The sequence below is a fragment of the Sutcliffiella sp. NC1 genome, assembly GCF_027594365.1.
Classification (GTDB): domain Bacteria; phylum Bacillota; class Bacilli; order Bacillales; family Bacillaceae_I; genus Sutcliffiella; species Sutcliffiella cohnii.
On the sequence record NZ_CP115153.1, the window covers coordinates 494,725 to 514,373 of the forward strand.

19 protein-coding genes are annotated in these 19,649 nt (G+C 36.6%); 13 read left to right on the forward strand and 6 right to left on the reverse strand.

Going from position 1 to position 19,649, the window contains the following annotated elements:
* Positions 1–218 precede the first annotated feature (218 nt).
* Positions 219–350 (reverse strand): hypothetical protein, encoded by a 132-nt coding sequence (locus tag O1A01_RS02490; RefSeq protein ID WP_270065471.1) that lies wholly within the window; start codon positions 348–350, stop codon positions 219–221.
* A 136-nt stretch (positions 351–486) separates the two neighbouring features.
* On the opposite strand from O1A01_RS02490, the gene O1A01_RS02495 reads away from it, so the two are divergent.
* From O1A01_RS02495 to O1A01_RS02540, 10 genes are all read left to right on the forward strand, one after another.
* A complete protein-coding gene (locus O1A01_RS02495) occupies positions 487–660 on the forward strand; it encodes a hypothetical protein (protein WP_169714863.1) in 174 nt (57 codons plus the stop codon).
* Positions 661–824: 164 nt separating this feature from the next.
* Complete coding sequence (locus O1A01_RS02500; protein WP_270065472.1) at positions 825–1,937, forward strand: metallophosphoesterase; 1,113 nt, start codon at positions 825–827, stop codon at positions 1,935–1,937.
* A gap of 128 nt (positions 1,938–2,065) precedes the next feature.
* On the forward strand, positions 2,066–2,710 hold the full coding sequence (locus O1A01_RS02505; protein WP_270065473.1) for an LbetaH domain-containing protein: 645 nt from the start codon (positions 2,066–2,068) through the stop codon (positions 2,708–2,710).
* Between the two features lie 467 nt (positions 2,711–3,177).
* A complete protein-coding gene (locus O1A01_RS02510) occupies positions 3,178–3,879 on the forward strand; it encodes a response regulator transcription factor (protein ID WP_270065474.1) in 702 nt (233 codons plus the stop codon).
* Entirely contained in the window at positions 3,872–4,921 is a 1,050-nt protein-coding gene (locus O1A01_RS02515; protein WP_270065475.1) for a sensor histidine kinase, read from the forward strand. Before O1A01_RS02510 ends, O1A01_RS02515 begins: the two co-directional genes overlap by 8 nt.
* Before the next feature lie 119 nt (positions 4,922–5,040).
* Positions 5,041–5,805 (forward strand): ABC transporter ATP-binding protein, encoded by a 765-nt coding sequence (locus O1A01_RS02520; protein WP_270065476.1) that lies wholly within the window; start codon positions 5,041–5,043, stop codon positions 5,803–5,805.
* Positions 5,795–7,759 (forward strand): ABC transporter permease, encoded by a 1,965-nt coding sequence (locus tag O1A01_RS02525; protein WP_270065477.1) that lies wholly within the window; start codon positions 5,795–5,797, stop codon positions 7,757–7,759. Before O1A01_RS02520 ends, O1A01_RS02525 begins: the two co-directional genes overlap by 11 nt.
* Before the next feature lie 375 nt (positions 7,760–8,134).
* Complete coding sequence (locus tag O1A01_RS02530; RefSeq protein WP_066418822.1) at positions 8,135–9,334, forward strand: quaternary amine ABC transporter ATP-binding protein; 1,200 nt, start codon at positions 8,135–8,137, stop codon at positions 9,332–9,334.
* Positions 9,327–10,181, forward strand: coding sequence for an ABC transporter permease (locus tag O1A01_RS02535; protein ID WP_066418819.1), 855 nt, complete (start codon positions 9,327–9,329; stop codon positions 10,179–10,181). The genes O1A01_RS02530 and O1A01_RS02535 overlap by 8 nt, the downstream gene beginning before the upstream one ends.
* Before the next feature lie 62 nt (positions 10,182–10,243).
* Complete coding sequence (locus tag O1A01_RS02540) at positions 10,244–11,128, forward strand: glycine betaine ABC transporter substrate-binding protein (protein ID WP_270065478.1); 885 nt, start codon at positions 10,244–10,246, stop codon at positions 11,126–11,128.
* An 80-nt stretch (positions 11,129–11,208) separates the two neighbouring features.
* Here O1A01_RS02540 and O1A01_RS02545 read toward each other — a convergent pair whose 3' ends face one another.
* Positions 11,209–12,063, reverse strand: coding sequence for a MurR/RpiR family transcriptional regulator (locus tag O1A01_RS02545; RefSeq protein ID WP_066418816.1), 855 nt, complete (start codon positions 12,061–12,063; stop codon positions 11,209–11,211).
* A 143-nt stretch (positions 12,064–12,206) separates the two neighbouring features.
* Here O1A01_RS02545 and gnd point away from each other — a divergent pair, with 143 nt between their 5' ends.
* Together gnd and O1A01_RS02555 are read left to right on the forward strand one after the other, a co-directional pair.
* A complete protein-coding gene (gene gnd / locus O1A01_RS02550; protein ID WP_270065479.1) occupies positions 12,207–13,103 on the forward strand; it encodes a phosphogluconate dehydrogenase (NAD(+)-dependent, decarboxylating) in 897 nt (298 codons plus the stop codon).
* 32 nt (positions 13,104–13,135) lie between these two features.
* Entirely contained in the window at positions 13,136–14,479 is a 1,344-nt protein-coding gene (locus O1A01_RS02555) for a GntP family permease (RefSeq protein ID WP_066418809.1), read from the forward strand.
* Between the two features lie 81 nt (positions 14,480–14,560).
* Here the strand turns inward: O1A01_RS02555 and O1A01_RS02560 are convergent, their stop codons facing one another.
* The 4 genes from O1A01_RS02560 to O1A01_RS02575 form a co-directional block, all read right to left on the reverse strand.
* Entirely contained in the window at positions 14,561–15,571 is a 1,011-nt protein-coding gene (locus O1A01_RS02560; RefSeq protein WP_270065480.1) for a FecCD family ABC transporter permease, read from the reverse strand.
* Positions 15,568–16,578 carry a FecCD family ABC transporter permease gene (locus O1A01_RS02565; RefSeq protein ID WP_270065481.1) on the reverse strand — a complete coding sequence of 337 codons (1,011 nt, stop codon included), beginning with the start codon at positions 16,576–16,578 and terminating at the stop codon, positions 15,568–15,570. Before O1A01_RS02565 ends, O1A01_RS02560 begins: the two co-directional genes overlap by 4 nt.
* Positions 16,579–16,675: 97 nt before the next feature.
* On the reverse strand, positions 16,676–17,602 hold the full coding sequence (locus tag O1A01_RS02570; protein WP_270065482.1) for an iron-hydroxamate ABC transporter substrate-binding protein: 927 nt from the start codon (positions 17,600–17,602) through the stop codon (positions 16,676–16,678).
* On the reverse strand, positions 17,553–18,398 hold the full coding sequence (locus tag O1A01_RS02575; RefSeq protein ID WP_270065483.1) for an ABC transporter ATP-binding protein: 846 nt from the start codon (positions 18,396–18,398) through the stop codon (positions 17,553–17,555). The genes O1A01_RS02570 and O1A01_RS02575 overlap by 50 nt, the downstream gene beginning before the upstream one ends.
* A gap of 192 nt (positions 18,399–18,590) precedes the next feature.
* On the opposite strand from O1A01_RS02575, the gene O1A01_RS02580 reads away from it, so the two are divergent.
* The gene (locus tag O1A01_RS02580; RefSeq protein ID WP_270065484.1) at positions 18,591–19,640 is read left to right on the forward strand and encodes an NAD(P)/FAD-dependent oxidoreductase; all 1,050 of its coding nucleotides are present in this window, start codon (positions 18,591–18,593) and stop codon (positions 19,638–19,640) included.
* Positions 19,641–19,649 lie beyond the last annotated feature (9 nt).

The following is a 19,649-nucleotide window of genomic DNA, read 5'->3' on the forward strand; positions in this document are numbered from 1 at the left end:
ACGTTTGATTGAGCTATAGGAAAAAATGTGAGGCGTCAACATTTTTAGCATCTCCCTTATAATTAACTTTTTTAAAAGCTATATTAGAAATGTTAATTGGGAAAATTTGTCCTTTTTAGTTTGTTTTAATGTTAAGTCGAGGACGAACTTGATGAAGTAATATTTGCTACATCAACTTTAGTGGGGAGTATAGTATACAGAGAGACATTGTAGCAGCGTCAAAATTTTTCGGCTGCGTCAAAAAAATCGCCAAGTGCGTCAATAAATTTTCCAGCTGCGTCAAAAAATCGGCCAACCGCGTCAATAATTCCTCCAAGTTCGTCAATAAATTCACGAACTGCGTCAATCACCTCCCCCCGCATCCAAACTTCCTGAAAAATAGCAGCCGCACAACCTACACCACCGCTATTCTTTCCAACCTAGAATAATATTTCTCCACTTTTCTGCAAAAACTATATTGAATTTCCCAGAAAGGAGGCGTACATAATGCCAAATGCGCAAGACTATGTGAATCAAAGTATGTCAAGTGTTCAAAATACGGTAGGAACATTACAACAGGCTCTTAACTCTGCCGAAAAACCAGAGAACAAAAACAAGATTCAACAAGCAATTGATGCTCTTCATTCCGTACAGCAAGATTTATCTAATTACCAAGACTAATGGTTGCGACCCATTTATAAGCTTACCCCGTTAGACGATGAAAAAAGTCTGCCCTAAAAAAAAAGAGCAGACTTTTTATTATGGAGTGAAGTGTATTCTTTGCTTCACAAATCCCCATCGTATATAGTAAAAAGAGGAAATTTGAAGTGAACGGGTGAAGTTAAATGATGATATTTTTCGGACTGTTTTTTCTAGTAGTATATGCAGCGCTTGTATACTACATTGGAAGAAGCGTATGGGGATTGATGCTAGTTAGAGGAAGAAGGAGTGTTTCCTGGAAGTTTAAACTATTGTACATTATTACACTGACGGTTGTTTCCACTTCCTTCATAGTTGGGAGATTTTTCGATAATACGATCCTTCATATTATCGGCTCCTTTTGGATGGCGCTTTTTTACTTAATGGTTATTCTATTACCGGTGCTCCATCTTACTGTTTGGCTTCTCGGTTTTACGAAAATACCGAGAATTCATATTGATAGATGGGCAAGAGTAATTGTGTTCAGTGTTGTTATATTTGTCATATCCTTCGGAGTTTATAATGCATACACACCTACTGTGAATCAATACGACGTGACAGTGGAGAAAGAAGTTGAGATGGAGAGTCTTAATATTGTCATGGCATCAGATATGCATTTTGGCGTTCTTTCTGGAAAAAATCATGCTAAAAAAATGGTGGAACAAATAAATGCACTTCAACCAGACGTCGTTATTTTTCCAGGCGATATTGTAGATGATGATATTGATCCGTTTGTGGATAAAAACATTGCGGAAGTACTTGCGCAAATTAATGCGCCTTACGGTGTTTACGCTTCGCTAGGAAATCACGATAAGCATAATGGACCGATTGAAAAATTAATTGATGTAATCGAAGAAGGAAATGTGACGGTTCTATATGATGATTTCATCTTAATAGATGACCACTTTTATATAATCGGTCGAAAAGACCGTACTGATAGAAACAGAGAAGAGTTGGCCGTGTTAACAGCAAATTTAGATAAGAGCAAACCGCTCATACTTGTCGATCATCAGCCGTACGATTTAGATGTGGCACAAGAGCAGGGGATAGATCTCATGCTTTCTGGTCATACACATTATGGACAAGTGTTCCCTGGAAACTTAATTACCGGAAGAATATATGAAAATGATTGGGGCTACCTCCAACTAGAGCAGCTTCATTCTATCGTATCATCAGGTTATGGATTTTGGGGACCGCCAATCCGCATTGGGTCACGCTCGGAAATTGTACAAATTGTCGTTTCCTTTTTAACTGAATAAATGTAAGAAAAGAGTTCTTTTGCTTATAGGGCATAGAGCTCTTTTACTTTTCACCTAAAGGTAAGGCCAGGCAAAATAACAGGTAGAGTAGCATAGGATAGTAACACTAGTTTAGGGGGTGACTGTCGATGTGGAAAAACAGAAACCATTTAACGTTTATCGGGCCAAACCCGGTTACAACGTTTAATCCTTATTCCCGCATACCTACTATTGCTACTACTGCGTACTTAAGTCCGTTTACATATATCGTGGGCGATGTGCGAGTCGGACATAATGTTTTTGTTGGGCCATTCGTTTCGTTAAGAGCGGATGAAGGAACTCCTTTTCATATTGGGAGTAACAGCAATTTGCAGGATGGGGTCATTTTACATGGCCTTGAACATGAATTTGTCACAAGAAATAACAAACGGTATTCCATTTATATAGGAAAGGGAGTAACGTGTGCGCACGGTTCGCTTATTCACGGACCATGTTTAATAGAAGATAATGTGTTTGTTGGATTTGGATCGGTCGTTTTCAATGCAAAAGTTGGTCGAGATAGCTTTATTTCTTCTGGAGCGGTCATTACGGACGGTGTCGAGCTTAGGCCGAACTCATTTGTTCCACCTGGGGCTAGCATTGATAGTCAAGAAAAGGCAGACTCACTGTCAGGTGTTCCTGAAAACAATCAACAGTTTGCTTTGGAAGTACAACGAGTTAATCGAGAATTTCCAGCAGCGTATTCGTTACTCCTAGGGAAAAATAGATGCTCTTGTGGACTGGCGTGTAGTTAAAGAGGGGCAAAATTTTTTTAGCCCCTTAACGTATATTCGTAACTAATTCTCGCTTCCGATTGAATGGATCCATTGTTAGGGTTACCGGATATGATCATATCAACATAAGTTCGCTCCTCACGGTCCGCTTGTACGATCTTAAAATCCACATACGAATGCTTTCCAAGTTGAAAACGGACAAGCAGTTTTTTATGTTATTTCTCGAAAAAAAATGCTTAATGTAAACTATTTTGTATCATTTCTTTACCTATTAACGTCCTTAATCTTGCCACTATATCTCCGTTCTAAAATCTTCACATTTAACCTTCCTTCAATGAACCATTTTTTCTAACAATATTGTATTGGATTTATCGGAAAAAAGAAATAATATATGCAATTTGACAGCTAGTGTTACTCTTTAAAATTCTCCTAGTTTAATAGAAGAAAATGGTATGATAAGGGAAGCTACTGTTAAAAGGAGAGTTATGATGCATAAAATAATGCTGATTGAAGATGATCCCCAGTTAAGTGAAATCATTCAAGAAAATCTCGAGCGGTACGGGTATGTAGTAGCGCAACCAAAAAGTTTCGCGAATGTAGTAGAAGAATTTGTGAACTTCCAACCCGATTTAGTGTTACTTGACATAAACCTTCCTTATTATGACGGCTATTATTTATGTAGAAGCTTCCGCCAAAAATCGAATGTCCCAATCATTATTATTTCTGCGCGAAGTCAGGAAATGGATCAAATAATGGCGATTGAACTTGGGGCAGATGATTATATTACGAAGCCGTTTACGTTTGATATATTACATTCAAAAATTAAAGCAACGGTCCGAAGAGTGTACGGGGAATATGCATTCAAAGAAAATCAGAACACTTCTATAGGTGAACTTTATATAGACTCGCAAACTTTAACAATAACGTACGGAGAAAAGAGCAAGGAACTTAGCAAAAATGAATATAAGCTGTTAAGAAAGTTGATGGAAAATAACAATGCTTACGTAACGAGGGAACAGTTAATGGAGGAAGTGTGGGATTCCTTTACGTTTGTTGATGATAATACACTAACTGTTAATATAACGAGAATTAAGCAAAAGCTTGTGGAGATAGGTGTAGGACAGGTGATTAAAACGAAAAGAGGGCTAGGGTATATGCTTCAATATTCTGTGGGGATGAACAATGACTAAAGGGTTACTCGTAAATTTTTTGAAAGATAGATTGTTGCTCATCGTCTTTTATTTGCTAAATATGTCTGCTATTATCGTCTACTTTCACCTTACTGAGCCAGCGAATACTGAGTACTTTTACCCGCTAGTTGTAGGGGGGTTCTTACTAACTATTTATCTCATAATAGATTGGCTTCGATACTATGAAACGAACAGTGCTGTTAGTCGAATGTTAAACGATGATTTTGCTGAGATGATTGCTCATACAGAAGAACAAAAAGCATTTCAACTGTTGCTCCAAAAGGTGAATCGTGAACATAAGAGTAAGTACTATGAGATGAATGAAAAAAATAAAGAAAGAGTTTACTTTTTATCTCATTGGATGCATCATTTGAAAACGCCTGTCTCAGTTATAGAGCTTATTTTGAATAAAGAGGAAAAAGATTCTGATAGGCTACTAGAAAAAATACAACGAGAAAATAAACGACTACATTCTTCTATCGAGCAAGGCTTAACGATGATCCGCATGGAGAACGTTGAGAATGATTTAGAAGTAAAGTCAGTTGATTTGTTACACGTTTTAAGAAAAATAATGAACGAACGAAAACGCGAGTGTATTTACCAATCCATCTTTCCGACTATTGAATTTGATGGTGAGTCAGCTTTAATCGTTACAGACTCTAAATGGAATGAAGTATTATTAGAGCAAGTAGTTTCCAATGCAATTAAATATTCGAGCTTTAAAAGTGGCAATAAAAAACTTCTTTTTAAGGTTGAACAAGGCGAAACGTATACAACGCTATCCGTAAAAGATGAAGGAGTCGGTATGCCTCCATATGACGTAGAGCGAGTATTCCAGCCATTTTTTACAGGCGAAAACGGTAGGAAGTATCCGAACTCAACAGGAATTGGCCTTTATTTATGTAAAAGGATTGCGGATAAGTTAGGCCATACGATTACGGTTCAGTCAAGAGTTTCAGTGGGGACAACGGTAACCGTTCAATGGATGACAGGAAAAGGCGAAGAGAAAGATCAGAGAAAGTTCTTGAACGTTCCCCTTTAAATGCAAAATTACCTTACAAAACTGTAAGGTTTTTTTAGCATTTCCGATGGTTGGAAGCCTCTATGTTTTATACGATAGGTAGTAAGAAAGCAAAGTGTTTTGGTATAAGGAGGAAACGGATGGTTATTTTAGAAGCTAACAATATAGTAAAAGTATATGGCGAATCTAGTGGGGAAGGAGCAACAACTGCTTTAGGTGGTATAAGCCTTTCGGTTCAAAAGGGTGAGTTTATTGCCATAATGGGTCCTTCTGGTAGTGGGAAAACAACGCTATTAAATATGTTCAGTGGGATAGATAAACCATCTTCTGGGGAGATAGTAATTGCTGGTAGAGAACTAAGCGAAATGTCAGGAGATGAATTAGCGTTGTTCCGCCGAAAGCAATTAGGCTTTGTGTTCCAAGAATTCAACTTATTAGATAGCTTAACGGTGAAAGAAAATATTATGTTACCGATGGTACTAGAAAAGAAAACGATAGAAGAAATGGAAGAAAAAGTTCAAAGTGTCACCAATCTATTTGGAATTAAAGACATTTTACATAAATATCCTTACAACATTTCAGGAGGGCAACAGCAACGTACTGCTGTTAGCCGCGCATTAGCAAACGACCCGAATATTATTTTTGCCGATGAGCCAACTGGAAATTTAGACTCAAAATCGTCCTCTACCATTATGGAATGTTTTGAGAAAATCGTTGATGAGCTTATGACAACAGTTCTTGTCGTCACACATGATGTATTTGCAGCAAGCTACTGTCGAAAAGTTGTTTTTATAAAAGATGGGCTCATTCATTCTTATATTATTAAAAAAGGAAGTAGGAAGGAGTTTTTAAATCAGATTATCGATAACCTTGCTGTTTTAGGAGGGAAATCGTATGACATTTAGTCAGCTCGTTTGGAAAATGGCAAAGGTGAATAGTAGAAAGTATATTTTTTATTACTTATGTAATAGCTTTGCAGTTTTGTTCTTTTTTATGTTTTCGACTGTTTATTTTAACGACCAAGTTGTCGCTGTAAAGGAACTAGAAAGCATTCAAGATGCGTTAATCATTCCTGCTGTTGCACTTGTTGTTTTCACTGTATTTTTCATAAGCAATGCGCATACTGTTTTTATGAAAAGTAGAAGAAAAGAGTTTGGTCTTTTTATCACACTAGGAATGTCTAATCGGGATATTAGTAAACTACTATTAGTTGAAAACGGTGTAATTGGTTTTGTTTCCATTTTTTCTGGAATTGTTGGAGGAGCTGTTTTTTCTAAGCTGTTCTTCCTTTTACTAATGAACAGCGTTGGCATTCAAGGAGTATCCTTTCATATAAATAGTAATATGTTCTTGTACTCTATTTGTGCTTTTATGCTCGTCTTTCTTTTTTCAGTTGGGAAATCGCTCATCCAAATTTTATACTTTAACTTAATGGATAGTTTAAAGAGTGATAAAGTGGCAGAGACGATTAAAATGAAAAGTCCTCTATTAGGTGGGATAGGGTTAATGGTAGTTGTCGGTTCCATTTTATTACTCTATTTCACTTATGCAACAGCAGGGGATGCAGGTGGTTTATTGCTTCTTTGGACCATTATATTATTAGCAGGATTGTATATGTGTCTTAATCAGTTTTTTAGCTTTTATATCGATATAGCGAAAAGAAATAAGTCGTATTTCTATCGAAGATTATTAGTGTTAACTAGTTTAGATTATAAATTTAAACAATTAACATCTCTATTAATGCTCATCACGGTGATGGTAATGGTGACGATTTTTTATAGTACGTTACTATTGTTCTTTTATACTTCTGTAGAAAAACAAGTGAAGGAACATAGTCCGTTTGATATCGCCTATATTCAAACAGAGACGAAAAACAATATTTCGGTCCATGATCTTTATACCATTTTGGATCAAGAGGAGCACCGAATTACACAACATTTGGACATACCAATTTTCAACTATTTTCAAGAGCATCCGTATTGGGAAGGTGTGCATTATATATACACATTCATGTCTCTTGAAGACTTTAACACGTTAACGTCTAGTCAGGACCAACTACAAGACGGTGAGTATCTTTACTATATAAATAGTGTCCCAGAGTATGCATATAGTAATAGCGACTATGATCAAGGATTAACCTTTCATGTTGGAAACAACCAGCTTACGTATCAATTAAAGGATACTAAAATGGAAAGACATATAAATTATTTGAGTTATGTTAACGACATAATTGTCGTCAATGAATCAGACTACCATTTTTTAAAGAATAACTTGGAAACATATTCTGCCAATCTTCAATTAATCAACTTGAACAATTGGAAAAATACAATAGATGCGGCCAAGGAATTAGAAAATACGTTAAGTATCAAAAACGCATCCACACCACCAATCGAGGATTTCCGTACTATATATACTTTAGAAGAAGATTTGCTACAACTATCAGCAAAAGTGTTTGATTATAACAGGGAAAAGCATACAAATGGTATTATGTTTTTTGTCACGATCTTCTTAAGTGTTATTTTCTTTTTTGGAACGTTTATTCTCCTATATTTACATTTGTTCTCTGACATTGAGAAGGAAAAAGTGAAGTATAGGAAGTTATATAAAGTTGGAATAACAGTAAAAGAAGTGAAAAAAGTAATTTCACAGGAGCTATCATTCTTATTCTTTTTACCAACTATACTCGGAGCAACGATTGCGTATTTATACATTATGATTTTAGCAACTGATATAGGTGGAATTATGGAGAATCCTAGCCTGTTAGTTAACTTTTTTATAATAGCGAGTATTTATCATGCTATTCAATTTAGTTATTTCTTTTATGCAAGAAGAAAAATGGTTGTAAAAATAATGGATTAAGAATATATGTTATTAAGCCAAGTACGAATAAAAGTACTTGGTTTTTTCGGTGAGAAAAGAACTAATTGTTATCACGTACATACGTTTACAAAAATGTAAAATAACCCCCTGAAATATCGCAATTTTCAGTAGATTAACTCAAGCAATGTTTAGCATCTGGTAGCATTTGAGAGGAAATGAACGAATGTCACTTCTCATTTTAGCTCAAAGTGATTCATCTCAAAATATGTAAGATTATTCGAAAATTTCACGTTTGTGTCAAAGGTGAAAAAAGGGTTAAGGTTATATAGTGATAATTACCTAAGTAAGTAAACTTCGATTCGTTTACGCTTAGTAACAAGTTATACGTGCTGTTAGAAGGATAGAGGTGAAGGTATGCCAACGATTGAAATTAGTCAATTAACAAAAGTATTTGGAAAAAATACGAAACAAGCGATCAAGCTTTTAGAACAAGGGTACACAAAAGAACAAATTTTAAAAGAAACTGGTTGTACCGTCGGAGTAAATCAAGCATCTTTTTCAGTAGAGGCTGGTGAGATTTTCGTCATTATGGGTCTTTCCGGTAGTGGAAAATCTACACTAGTAAGATTACTTAATAGATTAATTGAACCAACTTCTGGAACGATTTTAATTGATGGAGAAAACTTATCCAAAATGGATAAAAAAGCGCTTCGTCAAGTGCGCAGAGAAAAATTAAGTATGGTCTTTCAACAGTTTGGTCTGTTTCCCCATCGTACGATTTTGCAAAATGCCGAGTATGGCTTAGAAGTACAAGATGTTCCAAAAGAGGAACGAAAAGAAAAGGCAACAGAGGCATTAAAGCTCGTCGGCCTTGGTAATTATATTCATCAAAAACCCGGGCAACTATCAGGTGGTATGCAGCAAAGAGTGGGGCTAGCTAGAGCATTAGCGAATGACCCGAAGGTATTGTTGATGGATGAAGCATTTTCCGCATTAGATCCACTTATTCGAAAAGAAATGCAAGACGAACTCCTTGATTTACAATCTACTATGCAAAAAACAATCATTTTTATTACTCATGATTTAGATGAAGCATTACGATTAGGCGACAGAATAGCGCTCATGAAGGACGGGTCTATCGTACAAATTGGTACACCGGAAGAAATTCTTATGAACCCGGCGAATGAGTATGTTGAAAAATTTGTGGAAGACGTAGACCGCTCAAAAGTGTTAACAGCACAGCACATTATGAAGCGTCCTGAAACAATCAACATAGAAAAGCATGGACCGCGCGTTGCGTTAGAACGAATGCGAGAGTCAGGAATATCGATTATTTTTGTGACTGATAGTAAACGGAATTTAAAAGGTTACATAACGGCTGAAGATGCGTCGGAGGCAAGAAAAAAAGACGTGTCAGACATCACCTCCATTATTAAAACAGACATACCAACAGTGGAAAAGGATAAAACATTGAATGATATCTTCTCGATTATTCATGATTCACCAGTTCCAGTAGCTGTTTTAGAAAATGAGAAATTAGTAGGAATTGTTGTAAGAGGATCAGTTATTGCTGCTCTTGCTGGAGACGGTGAGGTGAATGTGGACAATGAATAGTATATTAGATTTTATTCCAAAAATACCAATTGCAGAAGGAATAAAAGCTTTTGTTGATTGGATTACGAACGTGTTTGCATTTATCTTTAACCCTATTAAAGTACATTTCGGTAATTTCATGGAATTTCTAGCAGAAGATGTGCTAATGCCGATTCCGCCTATTATCGTCATCATCGTTATAGCGGTCATTGCATTTTTTGCATCAAAGAAAAAGTTAGGATTACCGGCTTTCACAATTTTAGGACTATGGCTTATTTATAACCAAGGTCATTGGAACGACTTAATGAACACGGTAACGTTAGTACTAATCGCAAGTATTTTATCCATTATTATAGGAGTTCCAATTGGGATTTTAATGTCGAAAAGTAAAACGGCAAATGCAATCTTTTCTCCTATACTAGATTTTATGCAAACAATGCCAGCATTCGTTTATTTAATACCTGCAGTTGCCTTTTTTGGAATCGGAATGGTTCCAGGTGTATTTGCATCTTTAATATTTGCGACACCGCCAACTGTACGATTTACGAATTTAGGTATACGCCAAGTGCCGAAAGAATTAGTAGAGGCAGCCGATGCTTTCGGAAGTACTGGCTTTCAAAAGTTAATGAAAGTGGAGCTACCCGTTGCAAAGGCTACCATTATGGCAGGAATTAACCAAACAGTTATGCTGGCACTATCGATGGTTGTTATTGCCTCGATGATTGGTGCGCCTGGATTAGGAAATGCTGTTCTTTCTTCCTTACAGCGTGCGCAAGTAGGACCTGGATTTGTTGCAGGAATCGGAATTGTTATCCTGGCAATCATTATTGATCGAATCACACAAAACTTAAATAAGAAAAATGATTAAACTGGTATATCTTTTCAACGTGAAAAGTTTCCATAAATAATAATAGAAGGGGAGATTACGAAATGTTTAAATCGAAATGGAAAAAGATGTTAGGTGCAGCGGCACTTTCATTAGCTGTTTTTGCAGCAGGTTGTTCTTCTGATACAAGTGGATCGGAAGACACGATTGGAAAAGGTGAAAGAATTGAGTTAGCATATGTAGAATGGGATACGGAAATTGCCTCTACGCATGTTGTTGGAAAAGTATTAGAAGACCTAGGGTATGATGTTAGATTAAGACCACTAGATAATGCTGTTATGTGGGAAGCAGTTGCAAACGGAGAAGCGGATGCAATGGTAGCAGCTTGGTTACCAGCAACACATGCTGCTCAATTCGCTGAGTATGGCGATAAAATGGTTGACTTAGGAGCTAACTTAGAAGGAGCAAAAATTGGTTTAGTTGTTCCATCATATATGGACGTTGATTCTATTGCAGACCTATCAAGTGAAGCAAACCAATCCATTACTGCGATTGAACCTGGAGCTGGCGTTGTTCAAGCTGCACAGCAAACATTAGAAGATTACAGCAATCTTAGCGATTGGAGAGTTCAAACTTCTTCAAGTGGTGCAATGGTTACAGCTTTAAGCCAAGCGTATGAAAAAGAAGAAGATATTATTGTAACCGGTTGGTCTCCACATTGGAAGTTCGGTGCGTATGACTTAAAATATTTAGATGATCCAGAAGGAACATTTGGTGGCGAAGAAGTCATTAAAACTATGGTTCGTGAAGGACTAGAAGAAGATTTAGAAGCAGCGTACAAAGTGTTAGATAACTTCTTCTGGGAAACAGAAGAAATGGAAAAAGTAATGCTAGAAATTCAAAACGGAAAAGACCCAAGTGATGCGGCAGCTGAATGGGTAGAAGCAAATGAAGATATCGTTGCGGAATGGACAGCAGGATTAGAATAATAATATAACAGCTTATAATATGGAAAAAGATAAGCATGAGTTCGATAACATCGGACTCATGCTTTTGTTCGTGGAAAAAATTATATTCTTTTAACTAAAATTGCTTCACGCATTTTTTTTAGTGCTGCTTGTCCTTCCTCGCCCTTTTTCAAAAGAATATTAACGTAAAGGACATCAATTAACGTTAACTGTGCAATTCTCGACGATAATGCTTCTGAACGAAAATCTGTTTCTTTCGAGCTAGTATATAAAGGTACATGTACGGCTGCACTCAAAGTGGATTTTGCAAAATTCGTAATAGCGATCGTTTTTACATTATTTTTCTTCACAACATTTAAAATATGAAGAATGTCTTTCGAAGAACCTGAATGTGAAATAAGGACAGCACAATCTTGCTCTGTTAATTGAGATGCTGCCATTAGTTGAAAATGAGTGTCTGTTACGGTGTGAACGTTTACCCCTGTTCGAACTAGCTTATGATAGGCATCTAAAGCGATAATACTCGATCCGCCACTGCCAAAGACGTGAACGGATTTAGAAGAAACGATCGTATCAACAGCAAGCTGCAACTGTTCTTCATCTACAATTTGTAACGTATCCTCCAACGTTTCAATGTTTGCTCGAAAAACTTTCGACGCAATCGTATCAAAGCTATCTCCTTCATCGACATTTTCATGAATATCTTTTATCGGGGAAACTACTTCTGAAGCTAGTGCGATTTTCATTGCCTGATACCCTTTATAGCCAATTCGTTTACAAAAACGAAATACAGTAGAATCTGCCACATCTAAATCTTCCGCTAATTGATTAATAGAAGAATGAATAATTTTATTCGGATTTTTTAATATATAATCTGCAATCTTTCGCTCCGTTACACTAAATCTTGGATAGTTTGTCCGGACATTCATAAGAACGGATTGTTGTTGTTTTTTCATAACGACTCCTCTGATAAGGCTTTCTTTATATTATACAAGAAAACAGGTCGAGAAAAAATATTTTTTTGAAAACGCTTGCTAAAAAAAAATTTTTTCGTATAATGAACTTAATAAGAAAATTTTTTCGATAGGGAATGATATATATGCAAATTGGTATTGTTGGATTAGGAAAAATGGGATATCAGTTATCTCTTAATCTATTAGATAAAAAATATGATGTAGTTGCAAATGATGTAAATGTAGAAGCAATGGAAAAACTATCGATAGACGGTGGAAAAACGACGGCTACGATTGAGCAACTCGTACAATCTTTAGAAAAACCAAGAACTGTTTGGATGATGGTGCCAGCAGGTGATATAACAGAATCAGTATTCACATCCATTTTGGCTCACTTAGAAGAGGGAGACCGCATTATTGATGGCGGAAATGCTCATTATAAAGACTCTATTGCGAGAAGTAAGCGTTGTGAAGAAAAAGGGATTTACTTCTTTGATTGTGGTACGAGCGGTGGAGTAGATGGTGCACGTCAAGGAGCATGTGTAATGGTAGGTGGAAATGAAAAGGTTTTCAAGGAGATTGAGCCATTATTTAAAAATCTAACAGTTGAAAATGGTTATTTATATACAGGTGAAGTAGGGAGTGGCCATTTCTTAAAAATGGTTCATAACGGAATAGAATATGGCATGATGCAATCAATAGCGGAAGGCTTTGACATTTTAGAAAAAAGTTCTTTTAACTATGATTATGAAAAAGTTGCAAAAGTATGGAACAACGGTTCTGTTATTCGTTCATGGTTAATGGAGTTAACGGAAAATGCCTTTTCAAAAGACAGTAAACTGGATGATATTAAAGGGGTTATGCACTCTTCGGGAGAAGGGAAATGGACTGTCGAGACGGCACTAGATTTAGAAATGGCAGCTCCAGTTATTACACTAGCATTATTGATGCGTTACCGTTCTCAAGAAGATGATACATTTACTGGGAAAGTCGTTGCTGCACTTCGAAATGAATTTGGCGGCCATGCGGTTGAAAAGAAGTAAGCCTCAATGAATAGGAAGGAAATGAGTACATTATGGCAGATCATTTATTACTACTTATAGCGTTAGCAGGGATTTTCTTACTATTATTTTTAGTAATGCGTACAAAATTACATGCATTTGTTGCTTTATTACTAGTAAGTTTAATTGTTGGAATTCTAGCAGGGATGCCTCTAGATGAAGTAATTAAATCGATGGAACGTGGGATGGGCGGAACTCTCGGATTCGTTGCCGTCGTTGTCGGTCTTGGTGCAATGTTTGGACAAATGCTAGAAGTTTCTGGAGGAGCGGATAGACTAGCGAAAACGATGATCAATCGTTTTGGAGAAGATAAAGCACAATGGTCGTTAGGTTTCACAGGTTTTCTGGTAGCGATTCCAGTCTTTTTTGATGTTGGTTTTATTATTCTTGTTCCAATTGTTTACGGATTAGCGAAGAAAACAGGTAAATCGTTATTGTATTATGGAATTCCGTTGCTAGCTGGATTAGCTGTTACGCATTCCTTTATTCCACCAACACCAGGACCGATTGCGGTTGCTGATTTAGTAGGAGCGGAATTAGGTTGGGTTATCTTATTCGGTGTACTAGCAGGGATTCCTTCGATGATTATTGCAGGGCCATTATTTGCCCGTTATATTTCCAAACGACTTCACGTCGTTGTACCGGAATATATGAATATAGAAGAAGTAGAAGATAATCGTGATCTTCCGAGTTTTAAATTAATCACGGCAATTATTTTAACGCCATTAGTTTTAATACTACTTAATACAGTTTCAGGTGTGTTATTAGAAGAAGGTAATATGGCAAGACAAATCTTTACTTTCTTAGGTCATCCATTTGTTGCATTAACTTTTGCTACAATTCTCACGTTTGTGTTTTTAGGAACAAAGCGTGGTTTATCTCGTCAGGAAGTACAAGATATTGCTAATAAAGGATTAGAGCCAGCTGGTATTATTATACTTGTAACAGGTGCTGGTGGTGTTTTCAAACAAATCTTAATTGATTCAGGTGTTGGTGATGTTATTGGTAATATGATGGCTGGCTCTGCATTACCACCAATCTTACTAGCATTTTTAATTGCTGCGGCAGTCCGCGTTGCACAAGGTTCTGCAACCGTTTCGATGGTAACAGCAGCAGGTTTAATTTCACCATTAATTCAAATAATGGGGTTAGAAGGACCAGTTCTTGGCTTAATTGTTATTGCAATTGCTTCTGGAGCAACTGTACTTTCACACGTAAATGATTCAGGTTTCTGGCTTGTAGGTAGATACTTCGGCTTAGATGTAAAAGATACATTAAAGTCATGGACAGTAATGGAAACGATTATCGGACTTGTAGGTTTAAGTGTTGCTCTTATTTTAAGTGTGTTTATTTCATAAGGACGTTATGTTTCAAATAAAATATGAATAGTTAGAAGAAAAAGGTCAGTTTTTAAACTGACCTTTTTTACTTACCCTTATTTACGCTTTTTTCATCAACAAATACATAAAGTATGGAGCCCCAATTAACGCAACCATAATACCAGTAGGAATTCCTTCAGGTTCTATAATATTTCGACCTATTACATCGGCAAGAAGTAATAGAAACCCACCTAATAAAATTGCAATCGGAATGAATAATTGATGTCTTGGTCCAACTAATGCTTTTGCAATATGTGGAGCCATCAGACCGATAAACGCAATTCCTCCTGTAACAGATACTGCTGACGCCGCAAGAGCTACTGCAGCTAATAATAGAACGATTCGTTCTTTTTGGATTGCGATACCAACCCCTATGGCGACCGAATCTCCTAGATTTAAAATGTTTAACCGACTCGCTTTATATAGCGTAAATGGTATTAGGACGACTAACCACGGAAGAAGCGCCCAAATGAATGGCCAATCATCTCCCCAAATGTTACCGGCAAGCCATCTAGCGATAAAATCTACTTGAAATGGATCGAAGGAAGAGAATAGTAAAATCATGACACCCGAAAGTGCCAATGAAAAACCAACACCTGTTAGAACTAATCGAATTGGTTGGAACCCGTCCGTTCGACTATAGGAAAAAGCATAAATAGCAAATGATGTGAGCAGAGCAGAACCAAAAGCGATAATAGGAAGTAAATATACAAAATAACCGCTTTGTATCGGGAAAAACAAATAAAAACAAGCAACACCAATCCCAGCTCCAGCATTTATTCCAATAATACCAGGGTCCGCTAAATCATTACGAGTGATACCTTGTAAAATAGCTCCTGATAAAGCAAGCGCCATTCCTGCCAAAAGGACAACAATCATTCTCGGAAGCCGAATAGAAAATAGAATAAACTCTTCTTTAAAAGTACCTTGACCAAACAGTGTAGGCAGTAGCCTGTCATAGGAGAGGGAGGAATAACCAAGCCCTAAACTAACGAACATCGTAATAATAATGAACAAAACTAATAATAGAATAATTGTTCGTTGTTTTTTCAAAAGGATAGGATGGATCATAAAAAGGCTTTACCTCCTTTACGGACAACGAATAAGAAGAAAGGAAGCCCGATAATGGCGACTATTGCTACTACAGGTGTTTCGTAAGGAGCGCTAATCGTGCGCCCTACTAAATCCGCTAACAACATGAAACTTCCTCCAATAAATACGCTCATCGGAATAATAAATCGGTAATCACTACCAACAAAAGAGCGAACGATATGTGGAATCATTAAACCAATAAACGCGATATTACCAACTAGTGCTACAGCAGCACCAGTTAAAATTACAATCGTAATAAATAATACAATTTTTACTTGTGTTGTTTTCTGACCTAATCCAACAGCCACCTCTTCACTTAAACTTAAAATAGTTAACTGTTTAGATAAGAGAATGGCAGAACATATTCCTACTAAAATAAATGGAATGATCATTTGCAGCTGTCCCCAAGTAGTCCCGATAAGCCCACCAGAAGTCCACATCGAAACTTCTTTTGATATTTTAAAGTAAATCCCAATTCCTTCCGCAATTGCAGATAAAAAGGCAGTTACGGCAGCACCAGCTAAAACTATGCGAAAAGGAGAAAAGCCTCCTTTTCGTATTGCCCCAATACTGAGGACCATAAAAGTTCCAACTGCTGCTCCAATGAAACAGGCAATCATAATCGTAAAGTAATTAGCACCTGGGATTGCAACCATCGTTACCGCTAACGCTAAGTTGGCACCGGCGGTTAAACCTAGTAAACCAGGATCAGCTAATGCATTTTTCGTTAATCCTTGCATGATTGCACCAGCAACGGCTAAGGCTGCACCAACAAAGATTGCAGCAACAGCTCGAGGGAAACGTATTTCTCGCAAAATAGATAATTTTTCACCAGCCGTATTCGTAGTGATCGCTAACCAAATGTCTCTTATAGTCACATCCGCTGCTCCAAAACGAATCGCTAGCATAAACACAAGCATCAATAGTAAGCAGCCAACGATTAATTTAAATGTAAAAGAAATGATAGGTAGCTTTTCTCTATTCATTTAATCCTCATCTTTTCTTATGAAATAAAGTATTTTTACAAAAAAAGAAAGGGTGTCCCATAGGTAATGACACCTTTGCGCACCCTACAAAAATTAATCAGTTTCCAAGAAAGCTGTTCTTAAAGAATTCTAATTGGAAATCTAATGTAATTGGATCGTTAAAGTAAAATTCTGAAGCATTTGAAGTAAATACATGATCATTTTTTACTGCTGGAATATTTTTATATGTTTCTGTTTCTTGGAAGGAAATATCAACACCGTCGGAACTCAAGATAATATAATCTCCTGCATATTCAGGGAGTACTTCAAGAGATAAAGCGTAATAACCGTCTTTTAGTGCCATTTCTTGAACTTTCTCAGGCATTGCTAATTTCATTTCTTGGTATAAAATTTCAGTACCACGCCCCCAATTATCTCCAAAGACGTAAAGCTGTTTGTTAAAGTTTTCAATAACAGATACTGTTGCATCTTCACCAATATGAGCTTTTACTTCATTACCAGCTTCATGTGCACGTTTTTTAAAATCTTCTACCCATTCAGCTGCTTCTTTTTCTTTATTTAGTAATTTCCCAATTTCAATATGTTGAGTTAAGTAATCAACTGCTCCATATGTAAATGTAACAGTTGGAGCGATATCACTAAGTTTGTCTAGGTTTTTGTTAGAAGGAGCGGCAATAATTAAATCTGGTTCTAACTCAAGAATTTTTTCTAAGCTTTCATCTGTAACTTCTTCTGCATTTTTTAAATATGGCTCGTAGTTCGGATTCATTTTTGCCCAAGTATCAACGCCAACGATGTTTACATCTAGTGCCATGACACTACCTGCGTTAAATGATGATAATACTACGACGCGTTGTGGATTAGCGGGCACTTCAATTGGACCGTTTTCTGATTCGAACACGATTGTTTCGTTCTTTTCGGTAGTATCTTTTTCTTCGTTATTGGAAGTAGTAGAAGAGTTGTTGCTACAAGCACTAATAAATAACACTAAGATTAGAATGATTGGAAATAAGATTTTCTTCATTGTTCAGTTCTCCCTTTAATAAGTTGTAAGTCATGCAGATTGGTTTATTTGTTCTTGGGTCGTTACTAATAAGAGCATCAATATGAAATACTTCTCGTAAAACCTCACTAGTGATTACTTCTTCACACGTGCCTGCCTTAACGATCGAGCCATTTTTTAAAGCAACAATGTAATCAGCGAAGCGTGCTGCTTGATTTAAATCATGTAAAACCATAACGATTGTTCGAGACTGCTCTTTATTTAACTGTTGAAGCAACTCGAGTACTTCGAGTTGGTGAGCCATATCTAAATAGGTAGTAGGTTCGTCGAGAAAAATTATTTCTGTTTCTTGTGCTAACGCCATCGCAATCCAAACTCGTTGACGTTGTCCACCTGATAACGCATCTACTGTTCGATATTTAAAATCAGTTGTACCAGTTACTTCAAGAGCCCAATCGATTACTTCATAATCTCGTTTGGTTAAACGTCCGAAACCTTTTTGATAAGGGAATCGACCGTATGAAACTAGCTCTCCAACCGTTAAACCACTAGTGCTTTCTGGGGTTTGCGGTAATATTGCCATCTTTTTCGCTAGTTCTTTCGTATTTTCTTTTAAAATATTTTCTCCGTCCAAAATAACAGAACCGGATTGATAGGAAATAATTCTAGTAATTGCTTTTAGTAAAGTAGATTTCCCACAGCCATTTGGACCAATAATTGTTGTAATTTTTTTGTCGGGAATCTCAATAGTAAGATCCTTAACAATTAACTGCTCGCCATAGCCAATGGTTAGCTCATCCGTGAAAAGACGAATCATAACTAACCTCCTCTAAATTGTTTCGTAATTGAAAATGATTATCAATTTCATGTATATCATTTAATATAATTCCATCTCAGCAATTCGTCAACAATTATTTTTTTGGTTGTAAGAATGAGAAAAGTATCGTATATTTATGTTAATTGAGAATGATAATCATTTTAGAGCTTCGCTTTCAAAGGAGTGGAAGTAATGAACGAGTTAGAATTATATGATGTGACAATAATTGGTGGAGGGCCTGCTGGACTTTATTCAGCTTTTTATAGCGGTCTTCGTGGGATGAAAACGAAAATAATCGAGTATCAGCCTCATTTAGGTGGGAAGATTCATATATATCCAGAAAAAATGATTTGGGATATTGGTGGGTTGACGCCCGCGCCTGGAGCAAGAGTAATTGAACAGCTAGTAGAACAAGGGTTAACTTTTCAGCCAACTGTTGTGTTAAGTGAAAAAATTAATGCTATTACTAGAGATGATGAAGTGCTCTTCGTTTTGAAAGCGGCGTCAGGTAATGTGCATCTTACTAAAACAGTTATCGTAGCAGTAGGTAGTGGAATTTTGAATCCACAAAAGTTAAATATCGAGGGCGCAGAACGGTTTGAAGTTTCTAACTTAAATTACACGGTTAAATCGATTAAACGCTTTAAAGATAAAACCGTTATTATTTCTGGTGGTGGAAATTCGGCGATTGATTGGGCAAATGAATTAGAGCCGATTGCGAAAAAAGTGTACATTACGTATCGGAAGGATGCCTTAAAGGGTCATGAAGCACAAGTGGCACAATTGATGAATAGTTCGGTGCAATGTCTTCTTCAAACAGAAATAACAAAACTAATGGCTACGTTTAATCAAGATAAGATTGAACGAGTAGAGCTTACTAATACGGAGACGGGGGAAGTTACGTACTTACCAATCGATGAAGTGATTATTAATCACGGATTCGAACAAGATACTACGCTATTACAAAATAGTCCTTTACATATCGAAATGGTCGATAGTTTTTATTTGAAAGGGCAAGCAAATGGAGAAACGTCGATACCGGGTCTTTACGCGGCGGGAGATATCTTAATGCATGAAGGTAAATTAAATCTAATTGCAGGTGCGTTCCAAGATGCAGCGAATGCGGTAAATCGAGCGAAGCAATTTATCCAACCAGAAGCGAATAAAGTGGCGATGGTATCATCCCATAATGAAGTTTTCAAAAAAAGAAATAGAGAATTAATTAAAAAGATGTTTGTATGAAAAGGCAGA